This is a genomic window from Snodgrassella sp. B3088, assembly GCF_026535815.1.
Taxonomy (GTDB): domain Bacteria; phylum Pseudomonadota; class Gammaproteobacteria; order Burkholderiales; family Neisseriaceae; genus Snodgrassella; species Snodgrassella alvi_E.
In genome coordinates this window covers 71,095-85,980 of record NZ_JAFNPG010000002.1, presented here as the reverse complement: position 1 = coordinate 85,980, position 14,886 = coordinate 71,095, and the positions used below count along the sequence as shown (strand labels likewise).

Genomic DNA, 14,886 nt, shown 5'->3' with positions numbered 1-14,886 from the left:
TTATCTAACTATACTAAATATAGCCTGATTACATCCAGGTAAACACATAACTACTTATCAATGTTCTGAACCAGCATTCAGTTTGTCTAAAACTGATGAAACAGCCGGCATTCAGATTCCTTTTATATCTGCACCTAAACGTACAAAGCCATTGATACAGTAATTATCCGGGATGACTCATGCATAAACATCACACTTTCACACCCCACCTAACAAACAAACTGCCCCTTCACGTTAAGCTAGGCTATGCTATCGGACAAATGGCCGATTCAGTTGCCTACAATTTTTTTTATGTTTTTTATCTGTTTTTCCTTACCAACGTGGCTAACATCCCACCTGCGCAGGCCGGAACCATCGTACTGATAGCTGTTGTATGGGATGCGGTGGCAGATCCACTGGTCGGGCAATTTTCCGACAATATCAGCCTGCACTGGGGTAGAAGGCGGCCGCTAATGCTGGCGGCCATTCTTCCCTACAGCCTGCTACTGTTGCTGCTCTATACCGATATTCCAGCTCTTAGCATCAATCAGAAAACGATATATTTCACAATCATTGCCATTCTGTTCTGGTCTACCTACAAAATTTATGTAATTCCCTTTTATACACTTGGTGCAGAAATGACAAACGATTTTGATGAACGTACGTCGGTACGTGTCTGGGCAGGATATGCTCTGAATATAGCGGTGTTGATTTCTTCTTCAGCACCGCCCTTAATCGTTAAATGGATTGTTGATGCTGGCTACAGCGTAAGCAGTGGCTGGCATGGCGTCAGCTTGATATTTGCTGTTGTTACACTAGGAAGTGGCCTTACGTGCTGGTATCTTACCCGCGGTTACGAATTACCAGCCCAGAAAAAAACATCTTCAGCACTCAATCCAATTCATTTACTGGCTTTTTTCAAAGCAGTTATTTGCAACATGAAAGAAATAGGACGGCTGTCATCAAGTAAATTTCTTGGTGCTTCGGTGTTTTTCTGGTCGGCAGCCTATGCCCTCAGTACCGGCGCACTTTATTATCTGTTCCTAAATAATCTGGCGTACAGTGAAAAGGAAGCCGCCATTGCTTTCCTAATATTCAGCCTACTCGCTCTGGCGTGGCTGCCGGTGGTGAATTACACCGCACAGAAATTTGACAAAAAAAATGTCTATTATCTATCCATGCTGATCAGTTCTATCGGTACTGGAATTTTTTTCTTTAGTGGTTTTCCCAACCCTAGCATGCTACTGCTATATTTAATTCTGCTTCAGCTTGGAAACAGTTATTTTTGGACTATTTACTATGCCATGATGTACGACATCTGTGAGCTGGATGATTTTATCAACAGCAAACGACGGGAAGGCGCAATTACTTCCCTGATGTCATTTTTACAAAAATTTGGTAGTGCACTAGCCATCTGGTTTATCGGATTGTATCTTGCTCAGCACGGCTACATTTCGTCCAGCGGGCAACAACAAATTATTCAACCACCTCAAGCACAGTACGCAATTCTAGAACTAAACACATGGATTCATGCACTCGCCGGTATAGTGGCTGCGTTTTTCGCCATAGGCTATCCTCTCACCCGCAGCCGCTATCAGGCATTACTCAGTGCACTAAATGCAAAAAAAGCGTGCAAGCCCCATAATTCCAGCGATTTCAAACAATTACTTTAAATTTTTTTTAAAAAAGTGTATCCTTTTCTCTCCTATAACAAAAAATGAAACTACAAGGAGATGAAATATGTCTAAAAAACGAGCCCGAGAATTAGGTATTCCATTAACAGGTATCACTGGTAAATACAATGCTATTACCGATGTTACAGGTGTAGAAGTCGGCTACAGTACCGTCGTATACGGTACACCAGATGATTACACCGGACCCGGTTCACCTTTTGCCCGGACCGGTGTTACCGCCATTTTGCCCAGAGGTCGGCAGCGAAGTGCCGTTTTTGCTGGTCGGCATGATTTAAATGGTAACGGAGAACTAACCGGTACACACTGGGTGGACGATTCCGGCCTGCTACACGGTCCGGTACTGATCACCAATACTAACAGCGTGGGTATTGTGCGCGACACCACCAGCAAATGGATGATTGACAACCATTTTTACTATCCCTATGTTAACAATGGACAGCCGGTAGACGGAGTTGGTTATTTTTATCCGGTAGTGGGAGAAACTTGGGATGGATTGCTCAACGATATCAACGGATTTCATATCAAACCGAAACACGCTTTAGAAGCCTTGCATAATGCCCATCCAGGGGCGATTGCCGAAGGTAATGTTGGCGGCGGAACTGGTATGATTTGTCATGATTTCAAAGGTGGCACCGGTACTGCATCACGACTGGTCAGCACTGAAGCAGGGAATTTCACGCTGGGGGTACTGGTACAGGCCAACCATGGCATGCGAGACACTTTTCAAATATGCGGAATTCCTCTCAAAGATGAATTCGGTCCAGAGACGATGCCGATTATCAATACCTTTGCCCCCAAACCGGGTACAGGTTCAATTATTGTTATTATCGCCACCGATGCACCCTTACTACCGTGGCAGTTAAGTAAACTGGCTAAGCGTGTACCGATTGGTATTGGCTTACTTGGCGCCTATGGCGATAATGGTTCTGGTGACATTTTTCTGGCGTTTTCTACAGCCAATGAAGATGCATATGGAATTGGGATTAGCAAAATTGATTTCCTTAGTGATGAAATCATCGATCCGTTGTATGTCGCTACCGTAGAAGCTGTACAAGAAGCGGTGCTGAATGCCTTGTGTGCAGCAGAAACTATGGAAGGGCGCGACCATAATCTGGTACAGGCTCTTCCGCAAAACCAACTTGTAGCCATATTAAAAAAATACGGTAAAATTAAATAATTACCTGCTAGTATTACACTACAGCCCGCTAGTAAAGTTAGCGGGCTATTTTGATTTAGCATTTTTTTCTCATCTATCTAAACTAGACTCTCAGAATTGGGTTTTGCCAACCATCTTCAAACACAAAGTTGTTCTACTTAAGCAAGATTAGATAGTAAATAAAGCAAAGCAATTTGCGCCAATCACCCTACTTTCTCGACCACCTTAAACTAATAGTTCAGTATTTCAGATATAAAGAAGAATAAATATTTATAACAACATGTTTTTAAATAAATTAATTTAACAACCACAGTAAAGTCTTCTTTTTTTACATCAGTGCATTTTTTTTACAAAACAATTGTGGCAGAATCAAGATAACTTACAAGAGAGTGCACCACTCTCCATACCTTAATGGGAGTCCTAAAATGTCAATAAAAGAAGTAGTCAGCCTGATAGAAGCAAACGATGCTAAATTTATCGATTTGCGCTTTACCGATACCAAAGGCAAACAACAGCATGTATCTGTCCCTGCCCGAATTGTGCTGGAAGATCCAGAAGAATGGTTTGAAAACGGGCAGGCCTTTGATGGTTCATCCATCGCCGGTTGGAAAGGTATTCAAGCTTCTGACATGACCCTGAAACCGGATGCCTCCACTGCATTCATCGACCCTTTTTATGATGATACAACCGTAGTTTTAACCTGTGACGTTATCGACCCAGCAAATGGTCAGGGCTACGATCGCGACCCGCGTTCCATTGCCAAACGTGCCGAAGCTTATCTGAAATCAACAGGCATTGGTGATACCGCTTTCTTCGGACCAGAACCTGAATTTTTTGTATTTGACGGCGTAGAATGGCAAACTGACATGAGCGGCACCCGTTACAAAATTCATTCTGAAGAAGCTGCATGGTCCAGTGGCGAATCTTACGACGGCCAAAATACCGGCCACCGTCCGGGTGTAAAAGGCGGCTATTTTCCAGTTGCACCTGTAGATTCAGGGCAGGATCTGCGTTCAGCCTGCACCCAGACATTAGAAGCCATCGGTATTCCGGTTGAAGTTCATCATCACGAAGTGGCTACTGCTGGCCAGATGGAAATCGGTACTCGTTTTAACACACTGGTTCGTCGCGCAGACTGGACTCAGGACATGAAATACGTGATTCAGAACGTAGCTCATAATTTTGGTAAAACTGCCACCTTTATGCCAAAACCAATTCTGGGTGATAATGGTTCAGGTATGCACGTACATCAGTCCATTTGGAAAGACGGCCAGAATCTGTTCTCCGGAGACGGCTATGCCGGTCTGTCTGATCTGGCTCTGTATTACATCGGCGGCATCATCAAACATGCCAAAGCACTGAACGCACTTACCAATCCGTCCACCAACTCTTACAAACGGTTGGTTCCGCATTTCGAAGCACCTACCAAACTGGCTTACTCTGCCAAAAACCGCTCAGCTTCTATCCGCATCCCTTATGTAGCCAGTGCCAAAGCGCGCCGTATCGAAGCACGCTTTCCAGACCCTACCGCCAATCCGTATTTAGCGTTTACCGCCTTGCTGATGGCAGGTCTGGACGGTATTCAAAACAAAATTCATCCGGGCGATCCGTCTGATAAAAATCTGTACGACCTGCCGCCAGAAGAAGATGCTTTGGTTCCAACCGTCTGCGCCTCTCTGGAGGAAGCATTGGAAGCATTAAAAGCAGACCACGAATTCCTCACTCGTGGTGGTGTATTCAGTCAGGACTGGATTGACAGCTACATCGATTTCAAGAGCGAAGATGTCAAACGCATTCGTATGGCTCCTCACCCACTTGAATTCGAACTGTATTACAGCCTATAAGAGCCCAGCTTTAAACTAATCACTCAGACCGTTCACACTCAGGATCATATTGCTCTCGGCACATTTATCCTGAATGTGTAGCGGTCTTATTTTCAATATAGCTGCATCTAGTATAAACAAAAGCAGCTTAAAGCCAGCCAACATATTCAGCTTAGAACCAAGCAAATTTTCTGCAGCCAATTTCGCAGCACTGGACTTTTTTCAAATATTCTCATTCATCACACATCTTCATAACAAAAAATCAGAAGTGTATCTTTTTTTGCGATAAGCATATCACCACACAGCCATTCATAGCAGTTATCACAACGATAAGGTAACATTACGTCTGTCTAAAGTTAAAACATCTTCATTATGACCGCGCAAGATATGCTCGCCACCGTAGACCTTGGTTCAAACAGCTTTCGTCTGCAAATTTGTCATAACCAGAATGGCCATTTACAGGTAGTCGATTCCATCAAGGAAATGGTGCGTCTAGCTGCAGGTCTTGATGAACAGAAAAATCTTGATCAGTCTTCGCAACAACGCGCCCTCGACTGTCTGGCCAGATTCGGTGAACGGCTGCGGGGTTTTAGTCCCGATCAGGTACGTGCTGTCGCTACCAATACTTTCCGAGTAGCCAAAAACATCAGCCAGTTTATGCCTCTTGCCGAAGCCAAACTGGGTTTTCCCATCGACATCATTGCCGGACGCGAGGAAGCACGCCTGATTTACACTGGTGTGGTTCACACCCTGCCACCTAAAGGCGAAAACATGCTGGTTATCGATATTGGTGGCGGTTCAACTGAATTTGTCATCGGGCATGAATTACAGCCTGCCATCACCGAAAGCCTTAGCCTCGGCTGTGTTTCCTACAGTATGCGCTTTTTTCCACGTGGCAAAATAAATAACAAAAATTTTCAGGCCGCCGTCAATAGCGCACGTGCCGAAATACAGCGCATCTCTGTAGCACTCAAAAATATTGGCTGGGGCTATGCTATTGGAACATCGGGTTCAGCCCGCTCCATTCGCGATGTTATCGCCGCTGGAGATGAATCTATTGATGCCATTACTGCAGCGCAGATGCAGAAAATTGCCAGCCGTATCATCGCAGCCGGCAGTACCAAAAAAGCCAGACTAGAAGGATTAAAACCTGATCGCCTAGAAGTTTTTGCCGGCGGGTTGGCCGTAATGACAGCAGCTTTTGCCGAGCTCAACATCCGCGAAATGACCATTACTGATGCAGCTCTACGCGATGGCGTATTTTACGACATGATTGGTCGCCAGCTGGGCGATGATATGCGCAACCAAACCATTGCTGACTTCCAGAAACGTTACCATGTAGATACTGTTCAGGCACAGAGAGTTGCCACTTTGGCGCAAATGATATTTAGCCACCTCACCGCCTCCATCAGCTCAGATCATCCTGAGCAATGGCAGCAGTACGTACGCTGGGCAGCATTACTTCATGAAATCGGACTGGATATTTCACACACAGGCTTTCATAAGCACGCTGCCTACATACTGGATCAGGCAGATATGCCCGGCTTTTCGCGCAAAGAACAACATATATTGGCCACGCTCGTATTAGGACAACGTGGCGATTTGCGTAAAATAGCCGAGTTTAGCCAGCAGGAAATGCTGTGGCTTGGTATCTTGTCACTGAGGTTAGCGGTACTATTTTGCCGTGCAAGACAGGATATACAGATACCTGTAAATCACTGTGACATCCACTATCACAAAAACAGCCATCAGCTACTCATCAGTCTTGACAAAGAATGGTTGCAACATAATCCGCTGACCGCCAGTGCCTTATTGCAGGAATCTGCTCTATGGCAGAAAATAGGCCTGCAGCTTGAAATCAAGGCTATCTGAAACCTGTTCAGTGAGTTTGTCCCATGAGTACACCGCAACATGTTTCCAGTAATAAACTGGTTCAGACCCACAACCTACCCAGTCTGGTTCACCGTAGCAACGTGAGCAACATGCCGGCACAATCCATGACCATCATTCAGATTAATGCCAGCCAGTTTCTCAACCACACCTACACCGAAGCTGATATCCGCACAGAAAACATACCGACTCTCAGCAAAGACAGCCTGACCTGGATTCATCTTGTCGGTATAACAGATAACGACCAATTACATCAGTTGTTACAGCCTTTCAACATCCACGAACTCGCGATGGAAGATATACTCAGCCGTAAACAACGCCCAAAAATTGAAGACTACGGTCACTATCTATTCGTTGCTGCACGTATTTTTGTCTATAAAAAGCAGAAACTTCAGTACAACCAAATTTATCTCATCATTGGCCAAAACTACATCATCACCTTTCAGTTCGAACCATTAGGGTTACTACACATCATTCGCAAGTACATCCAGCATAATTACAGTAGCATTTACAGCAAAGGCATTGATTTTTTGGCTTATTCATTACTGGACCGTATAGTAGACGATTATTTTGTAACTGTAGATGAATTTGATAACCGCGTAGAAGGACTAGACAAACGCCTATTTAGCAACAGCAACAAAAACCTATTAATGTCCATCCATCAGCTCAAACGCGATGCCATCAGCCTACGCCGTACCCTTTCACCCATACGCGATATCATCGGCCGCATTGTACATAATGAATTTTCTTTATTCAGCCAAGATATACACGTCTATTTACTTGACGTCTACGACCATACGCAGCAACTGATGGAAACACTCGACAGCGCACGCGACACTGTAACAGGCATGATGGATGTACACCTATCCTATCAGTCCAACCACCTCAACGAACAAATGCGCATGCTCACTGTAATTACCATCATTGTCATGCCTCTGAATGTCCTCACCGGCATATATGGGATGAATTTTGATAACATCCCCGAGCTGCACTGGCACTATGGGTACTATATCGTCCTTGGCCTGATGGCAACCATCATCGTTAGCCTGTTAATTTATTTTTACCGGCGCCACTGGTTATAACCTTTACCAGCTTTTATAATTACACACAGTCTTCAAAGAAAGACAATTATTCACATATAAACACACATATCAAAGGTAAAACCATGGTTCCTACACCCTTACCACCGCAAGGTGCACAGCATCAGCTATCCATGTCTGTACTTATGACACCGGCATTGTCAAATTTTCACGGTAACGTTCATGGCGGCGATTTACTCAAATTGCTAGATCAGGTAGCCTATGCCTGTGCCAGCCGCTATTCTGGCGAATACGTCGTGACCCTGTCCGTGGATCAGGTAATTTTTAAAGAGCCCATCCATGTAGGTGAGTTGGTGACCTTTTATGCTTCCGTCAATCATGTAGGCCGTACTTCGATGGAAGTAGGCATACGGGTAGAAGCACAAGATATCCAACACCGTAGTGCCCGCCATACTAATAGCTGTTATTTCAGCATGGTTGCCGTCGATAAAAACGGTAAACCTACTAAAGTACCACCATTATGTATCGGCACTGAAGAACAGGCGCGCCGTTTTCAGGAAGGTGCCATCCGTAAGGAAGCACGCTTGAAAGCAGCTAAAGCCAAACACAAACCAACCGTTTAAATATCTTAGAAAGTTAGCATCAATGTTTACAGGCATCGTACAAGGATTAGGTATCGTCACCGCCATCAGCGAAAAGCAGCAATTGCGCACTATACAAGTACGCCTGCCTCAAGGCGACAGCGATAATCTCTCCATCGGTGCCTCCGTAGCCAACAATGGCTGCTGCCTCACCATCACGGCTATTAAAGGTGATGAAGTCTCTTTCGATATAATGGCAGAAAGCTTGGCCAGAACCAATCTCGGCCAACTAAATATCGGTGATGCCGTAAACATTGAACGCGCCGCCCGTTATGGTGATGAAATTGGTGGCCATATCATGAGCGGACATATTTTTACTACTACAAGCATAACCCGCATTGACGATACCCCGCCAAATCGGACTGTCTGGTTCAAACTACCAGCTAAGGCCGCTCCCTATATTCTCACCAAAGGCTTTATTGGTTTAAATGGATGCAGCCTCACAATCGGTGAGGTAACCACAGAAGAATTCAATGTCCACCTGATACCTGAAACCATGAACAGGACACTTTTTGGAAGATGTCAGGTAAACGATTGCATCAATCTAGAGATAGATGCTCAGACACAGGCAATTGTAGATACGGTGCAAAAATATATGCAATTGCATGCATAAACAAAAAATTCATTGCTACACCAAATTTTTAAACCCTGTTTTAAAGCATTCTTATCAGCCATTACTATTTAATAAAAAAGGCAGACGGAAAACCTGAACATTAGAAAAGAACAACAATCCAAACCATTAAATGATAATATATGTAAATAATTACTATATATTATTAAGTATATTTAAAATAATAAAGCTATTGCAATTTTTAATTATTTTACACTAGGATACTTATTGTTATGGAATGGTTTATCAGCTGTATGACCACAAATTATTTTAATTTCCAAGGTCGAGCCCGTCGTAAAGAATACTGGTTTTTTACCTTAATAATATTCTTGATTGGCGTTTTAATAGGCATAATCGCATCTGTTCTCGGATTAGAAGAATCAACCATTAAAATGATTCAATTAATTTGGGGTTTAGTATTATTTATGCCAGCCTTAGGGGTACAAGTGCGTCGATTACACGATATCAGTCGTTCTGGCTGGTGGATTTTATTAAACTTAATTCCTATAATCGGCCCACTAGTAATATTTATCTTCAACCTATTGGACTCCACACCGGGTGATAATGAATACGGTCCAAATCCTAAATATTAATACACTCAACCACCTCAGCAATAATGTTCATGAGGTGGTTAAAAATACTTTATAAGAATTTTATTAATATCCAAGCTAATATATTTTATAACTATTCTAGTGAATTAAAATAAAGATAATCTTAACTTAGTTTTCAGTTTAATCGCTTTATCAGATATAGTTTTATGAGAGCGTAAGCATTCAGTGAAAAAAATATGCGCGAAGAATAGTTATAAATTTATGATGATTTATCATATCTTTCCTATTTGATACAGTGTATATATTAATGTTTTAAACAAATCAATGTTAGTTACACCAATGCATGATTAAAAACTTAATACAAGAAATTTCTAAAATCAAAATTTATTCTTAGTCAAAATATAATATCAATCAAATTTCAAATATATTTAATTTTTCTTTTTAAAAATTAAGCATTAGAGAAATAGATGAATTGTCTAACCAATCAAACCAAATTTAAGCTTGAATAACAAATCATATAAATTAATTTAAATTATATTGGTATAATATTATTTAAATATAAAAAAACAGTACAAGATACACTACAAGATACACTGCTTGCGAGAAAAAATCATTCAACATAATGCTTTATAGGAATTAAATTAAATACTAAAAAGCGAGACAAATATAACAATAGAATATAATAAAAAGGTTTTCTTATCTTATTTAGCAGGTTTTTTTATGATAGTTTATCAGCGCTTGGCCTATTGATTTAAGTTTGTTTGAGTTGAACAATTGCATGATAATTGCAAAATTGATGATGGAAATACTTACCATCCCCAAACCAAATTACATGAATAATATATTAGCATTATCAATTTTTGTGCCGTATCAATACTAATACACATAATAACCGTCTGGATTTTTGAAATAAAATCCAATAATCTCTATAAAGTAATAATTGTAATCGGTTGTATTTGCGGTATACCCAACATTCTATTATCTTTGAATATTATTTTATTGGTAGTGGTTTTCAAATTTTGCCCGCAGCTTGTTTGGCGGTCTATCTAACCTGATAGTATTTCAAAGGGGATACATATTATCCAATAGACCAAACATCCCAAACATTCCTGAATAAAAACCTGAAGAACGACCTAACAATAAAATATCGTAAACCAAAGAAGAAACAAAATTTTGTATTTTTTGTATTAACTGATATTTCAATAGTCTGCATATTCCAACAAACAACAAAGCGGCAAGAGCTTATTGCAGCCTATCTACACAAGTCATCGCGAGTAGTGCAGATTAAAGCATCCGGTATCACCTAATCAGGAGTAAAATACACATTATTTTGCCAAGGGAGCGTTGAAAACATCATGAGCATTGCCACCATTCCAGAAATTATTGCCGACATTAAAGCAGGCAAAATGGTTATTCTTACTGATGCAGAAGACCGTGAAAACGAAGGCGATTTAATTATGGCGGCACAATTTGTTACGCCGGAAGCCATCAATTTTATGATTAAGTACGCCCGCGGACTCGTATGCCTACCTTTAGAAGAAGAAATTGTAGACCGTCTACGCCTGCCCCTGATGACCCAGAATAATGGTGCCCAGTATGGCACCAATTTCACCGTTTCCATTGAAGCAGCTCATGGTATTACTACCGGTATTTCTGCCGCAGACAGGGCTCATACCGTACAGGCAGCTGTTTCACCAGCTGCAAAGGCAGAAGATATTGTGCAACCAGGCCATATTTTCCCACTGCGTGCACAAAAAGGTGGGGTGTTGGTGCGTACCGGACATACTGAAGCCAGCGTTGATCTAGCCAAACTGGCTGGTTTGATTCCGGCAGCTGTCATCTGTGAAATCATCAATGATGACGGTACCATGGCAAGGATGCCGGAACTAAAGATTTTTGCTGAAAAACACAACATTAAAATCGGGACGATCGCTGATCTGATAGAGTACCGCAGCCGCCATGAAAGTTTGATAGAAGAATTGGGTGTCAACACCATTCATACCACATGGGGTGATTTCACTCAGCATGTGTATGTAGATCAGCTATCAGGAGAAACTCATCTAGCATTGGTAAAAGGCAATCCAGAAACAGCAGATGAAGTATTGGTTCGGGTACACGAACCATTCAGCGCCATGGATTTTTTACAACCAAATCAGCTACACACATGGCCACTACCGGAAGCCATGGCTCGCATTCAGCAAGCAGATGCCGGCGTAATTATTCTTATGCATCGAACCGAAACCGGTGCTACCCTGCTCGACCGTACTTTACCAAAAGGCACTCATCAGGCCAGACAATGGGACAGCAAAACCTATGGCATAGGCGCACAAATACTGGCCGGACTTAAAGTAAAACGTATGCGAGTAATGGGTAAGCCATCAGCCTTTACCGGTTTGAATGGTTTTGGTCTTGAAGTATCCGGATTTGAAGAACCAGCTAAATAATATTTCTTTACGAAACAAGTATATATTTTAGTAGCCTATTTGAAATACAATACGCACCCTCAGGCTGTCCGAATTATCTGATGTCATCATCTGCTGCCATCAGATAATTCGGACAGCCTATTGTAATGTGGCTTTCAAGGATAGAATTTCATGCAACTCACCCCACAAAAATGGGCTGCTTCCGGTTTAACTGTTGGCTGCGTGGTTTTCGGGCTCGGCAGTCTGATTGTCAAATTTGTTTCAATTGGTTCCTATGCCGTAGCCCTGTGGCGCGTATTCATAGGTGGTATCGTTTTTTTGCTGCTCAGCCGACATTTTGGACAAAAATTACCAACTAGCGGTACGGCTAAACGGTTTTGTATTCTGTCCGGCGTATTTTTAGGTTTCGATCTGGCTTTCTGGCATGAAAGTATTCACGCTGTTGGGCCTGGGATTTCTACTTTACTCAACAGCATGCAGATTTTTTTTCTAGCTACCATCGCATGGTTTTTCTTCGGTGAGCGACAGAGTAAACTACAATTATTCAGCATGCTGTTGTCTGTAATCGGCATTATACTCATTGCCCATCCTGAGCTGCATCACAACAGCCATGGCGGATACGGCATATTTATCGGCCTGATTTCAGGCGCTGCCATGGCTGCCTCTATGGCCTGTATCCGGCAGGCACATCAGGCAGAACCAGTTTCATTATTTCCACTCATGCTGCTGGTAAGCGTAGGGGCAGTAGCTGCATTAATTGTACCCAGCATTCTGATAGACACTCATCGTTTTTGGCCATCAAACATGAAAGATGTGCTGCTGATAATGATTTACGGCGTAGTCATGCAATGTTTTGCATGGGGATTGATTGCCTATGCCGTACCCCTCCTATCATTAACCTTAACCGGACTGTTATTACTGAGCGAACCAGTGGCTGCCATATTAATAGACTTTTTTATCCTCAATAAACCCATTAACGCAGTCCAATGGACAGGAACAGCTTTAACTCTTCTAGCCATCTATCTGGGTTCACTCAAACCCAGACACAATCCGAAAAAAACCGCATAGGCATTCCACCCCATCATCAAATTCGGTAAAATCAGTCCGATAAATACCAGCATTAGCGTTGTAAGAGCGTGAACATATTTGTCTGTTCTTACACTTTACGCTTCTGGCTAAACTGACAAAAGGAAATCAAATGAATATCATTACCCCAGAACATAATGGTACCGGTCTGCATATCGGCATTGTACAGGCACGTTTTACCAACCCGATTGGCGTAGAACTGGTTAAAGCCTGCACCGATCGTCTGGTTAAACTAGGGGTAAACGATAACGATATCACACTGGCCACAGTTCCCGGTGCATTGGAAGTACCTCTGGTATTACAAAGCATGGCTCGCAGCGGAAAATTTGACGCTTTAGTGGCTATTGGCGTAGTGATTCGTGGTGAAACCTACCATTTCGAACTGGTATCCAATGAAGCTGCCGCAGGCGTATCCCGAATTAGTCTAGAACACCAAATTCCGATTGCCAATGCCATTCTTACCACCGAAAATGATGCACAGGCACTGGCACGCATGTATAACAAGGGCAGCGAAGCTGCGGTGGTGGCCATTGAAATGGCCAATTTGCTTAAAACCAAATATTAATTATTTTCCGAACAAGGACACCTTATACATGTCAATAATCACTCCACGCCGGCGTGCCCGTCAGTTTGCAGTACAGGCTCTGTATCAAGCTCAGCTAAACAAAGAAGAATCTGCCGCCATTATTGCCCAGAATATTCGTGACAATGAGTATTTTGCCAAAGCCGACGGCGAATTATTTACACAGATTTTTTTCGGTGCCTATAACAATCAGCGCGATTATATGAAACGAATCCGTCCGCTACTGGACCGACATGAAGACGAGCTGAGTCCAGTGGAGCGTGCTGTATTGTTAATGGCTTGTCATGAACTTTCCGCTATGCCAGAAACACCCCATCCCGTCATTATTAATGAAGCTATAGAAATTACCAAAACCTTTGGCGGAACTGATGGCTACAAATTCATCAATGGGATTCTGGATAAACTTTCTGCCGAACTGAGAACTACATCTTAAAACAAGTTTTATTTTTGCAGAATGACAAGCAGACTGACAAACAGTCTGCTTTTTTACAAAATAAGTACTGATCATAATTCATAATATTTAACATATATTGCGTAAAATTCATCATATATTTACAATAGTGTATATAATTTCCTTGAGCATTTTATGCAAAATAAATCTAATATAAAAATTTCAGTTTCAAATCTAGGCATAGACCAGCAATCCTGTCCTGCTCTGCCAAAAGATGGACTGGAGCTGGCATCCCCCGCTCTCCGTATGAGCGCCGTAATGATCAATCAGGCAATAACCTCTTTGATTTTTATACCTTTATATATTCTAATGTGTTTATCGATCCCAGATAATGCCGATTACGATACAGATAATGCAACAGATATTCATGAGTATCAAAGTCTAGATTTTGTGAGCTGGATAAGCCAGCCTGCCACAAAAATTATTATTGGTTTAACCTTCATTGCGCTGATTGTTTATACTTTATGGCAGGTTTACTGGATGAGCAAATACGGACAATCTATAGGTAAACGCATTCTTAAAATCTGGGTCATCCGAACAAATGGAGAAAATCCTGGCTTTGCCCGTAATGTAATTTTACGTGAATTAATTTATCAAATTCTAGTAATTGTTTTGAGTTTAATCACATTTGGTATCGGATATTTTGTATTTATGTTAGTTCCTGCTATGGTATTTATTAAAAAGTGGAACCGACGTACATTTCAGGATTTTATGGCTGGTACCATTGTTGTTTCTACTAAAAATACCGTTAAAGATGAAAGAATCAGAATTACACTCCCTAAATGAGCAGCTGTATTTGTGATTGTATAATTAATGTCGATTAAGTAAAAATTACGCCACACCTATTTCTTATGTTGACATACCACTTACATCTAAAAACTTAAGAACAAATACATAGAAATTCAGCAACTATTTTGAATATTAATTATCAAAACGCTGAAAAACAAATAACAATCTTT

General features: G+C 41.9%; 13 protein-coding genes. All 13 read left to right on the top strand.

Annotated features, from left to right (window positions below; translation table 11 throughout):
- Positions 1-179: 179 nt before the first annotated feature.
- The 13 genes from J3U75_RS00830 (at position 180) to J3U75_RS00770 (ending at position 14,713) form a co-directional block, all read left to right on the top strand.
- The gene (locus tag J3U75_RS00830; protein ID WP_267390068.1) at positions 180-1,652 is read left to right on the top strand and encodes an MFS transporter; all 1,473 of its coding nucleotides are present in this window, start codon (positions 180-182) and stop codon (positions 1,650-1,652) included.
- Between the two features lie 67 nt (positions 1,653-1,719).
- The gene (locus J3U75_RS00825) at positions 1,720-2,850 is read left to right on the top strand and encodes a P1 family peptidase (protein ID WP_100139928.1); all 1,131 of its coding nucleotides are present in this window, start codon (positions 1,720-1,722) and stop codon (positions 2,848-2,850) included.
- 404 nt (positions 2,851-3,254) lie between these two features.
- On the top strand, positions 3,255-4,673 hold the full coding sequence (gene glnA, locus J3U75_RS00820; protein WP_100139927.1) for a type I glutamate--ammonia ligase: 1,419 nt from the start codon (positions 3,255-3,257) through the stop codon (positions 4,671-4,673).
- Positions 4,674-5,024: 351 nt separating this feature from the next.
- Entirely contained in the window at positions 5,025-6,524 is a 1,500-nt protein-coding gene (gene ppx / locus J3U75_RS00815) for an exopolyphosphatase (RefSeq protein ID WP_267390066.1), read from the top strand.
- Between the two features lie 23 nt (positions 6,525-6,547).
- Positions 6,548-7,624 (top strand): magnesium/cobalt transporter CorA, encoded by a 1,077-nt coding sequence (corA, locus tag J3U75_RS00810; RefSeq protein ID WP_267390065.1) that lies wholly within the window; start codon positions 6,548-6,550, stop codon positions 7,622-7,624.
- Between the two features lie 83 nt (positions 7,625-7,707).
- Positions 7,708-8,205, top strand: coding sequence for an acyl-CoA thioesterase (locus J3U75_RS00805; RefSeq protein WP_267390064.1), 498 nt, complete (start codon positions 7,708-7,710; stop codon positions 8,203-8,205).
- Positions 8,206-8,227: 22 nt separating this feature from the next.
- Positions 8,228-8,836: a riboflavin synthase subunit alpha gene (locus tag J3U75_RS00800; RefSeq protein WP_267390062.1), complete on the top strand. Its 609-nt coding sequence runs from the start codon at positions 8,228-8,230 to the stop codon at positions 8,834-8,836.
- 230 nt (positions 8,837-9,066) lie between these two features.
- Positions 9,067-9,426: a DUF805 domain-containing protein gene (locus J3U75_RS00795; RefSeq protein WP_100156824.1), complete on the top strand. Its 360-nt coding sequence runs from the start codon at positions 9,067-9,069 to the stop codon at positions 9,424-9,426.
- Positions 9,427-10,739: 1,313 nt separating this feature from the next.
- A complete protein-coding gene (gene ribBA / locus J3U75_RS00790; RefSeq protein WP_370386422.1) occupies positions 10,740-11,828 on the top strand; it encodes a bifunctional 3,4-dihydroxy-2-butanone-4-phosphate synthase/GTP cyclohydrolase II in 1,089 nt (362 codons plus the stop codon).
- A 150-nt stretch (positions 11,829-11,978) separates the two neighbouring features.
- Positions 11,979-12,875, top strand: coding sequence for a DMT family transporter (locus J3U75_RS00785; protein ID WP_267390061.1), 897 nt, complete (start codon positions 11,979-11,981; stop codon positions 12,873-12,875).
- 130 nt (positions 12,876-13,005) lie between these two features.
- On the top strand, positions 13,006-13,458 hold the full coding sequence (gene ribH / locus J3U75_RS00780) for a 6,7-dimethyl-8-ribityllumazine synthase (RefSeq protein ID WP_100139918.1): 453 nt from the start codon (positions 13,006-13,008) through the stop codon (positions 13,456-13,458).
- A gap of 34 nt (positions 13,459-13,492) precedes the next feature.
- Positions 13,493-13,909, top strand: a complete 417-nt coding sequence (gene nusB, locus J3U75_RS00775; protein ID WP_100152718.1) for a transcription antitermination factor NusB — start codon at positions 13,493-13,495, stop codon at positions 13,907-13,909.
- A 153-nt stretch (positions 13,910-14,062) separates the two neighbouring features.
- The gene (locus tag J3U75_RS00770) at positions 14,063-14,713 is read left to right on the top strand and encodes an RDD family protein (protein WP_267390060.1); all 651 of its coding nucleotides are present in this window, start codon (positions 14,063-14,065) and stop codon (positions 14,711-14,713) included.
- Positions 14,714-14,886 lie beyond the last annotated feature (173 nt).

What these genes read in the sequence shown, in the direction of transcription:
- J3U75_RS00805 (WP_267390064.1), top strand. Translation starts at nt 7,708, where the DNA reads ATGGTTCCTACACCCTTACCACCGCAAGGTGCACAGCATCAGCTATCC.
- J3U75_RS00800 (WP_267390062.1), top strand. Translation starts at nt 8,228, where the DNA reads ATGTTTACAGGCATCGTACAAGGATTAGGTATCGTCACCGCCATCAGC.
- J3U75_RS00830 (WP_267390068.1), top strand. Translation starts at nt 180, where the DNA reads ATGCATAAACATCACACTTTCACACCCCACCTAACAAACAAACTGCCC.
- ribBA (WP_370386422.1), top strand. Translation starts at nt 10,740, where the DNA reads ATGAGCATTGCCACCATTCCAGAAATTATTGCCGACATTAAAGCAGGC.
- glnA (WP_100139927.1), top strand. Translation starts at nt 3,255, where the DNA reads ATGTCAATAAAAGAAGTAGTCAGCCTGATAGAAGCAAACGATGCTAAA.
- J3U75_RS00770 (WP_267390060.1), top strand. Translation starts at nt 14,063, where the DNA reads ATGCAAAATAAATCTAATATAAAAATTTCAGTTTCAAATCTAGGCATA.
- ppx (WP_267390066.1), top strand. Translation starts at nt 5,025, where the DNA reads ATGACCGCGCAAGATATGCTCGCCACCGTAGACCTTGGTTCAAACAGC.
- J3U75_RS00795 (WP_100156824.1), top strand. Translation starts at nt 9,067, where the DNA reads ATGGAATGGTTTATCAGCTGTATGACCACAAATTATTTTAATTTCCAA.
- ribH (WP_100139918.1), top strand. Translation starts at nt 13,006, where the DNA reads ATGAATATCATTACCCCAGAACATAATGGTACCGGTCTGCATATCGGC.
- J3U75_RS00785 (WP_267390061.1), top strand. Translation starts at nt 11,979, where the DNA reads ATGCAACTCACCCCACAAAAATGGGCTGCTTCCGGTTTAACTGTTGGC.
- J3U75_RS00825 (WP_100139928.1), top strand. Translation starts at nt 1,720, where the DNA reads ATGTCTAAAAAACGAGCCCGAGAATTAGGTATTCCATTAACAGGTATC.
- corA (WP_267390065.1), top strand. Translation starts at nt 6,548, where the DNA reads ATGAGTACACCGCAACATGTTTCCAGTAATAAACTGGTTCAGACCCAC.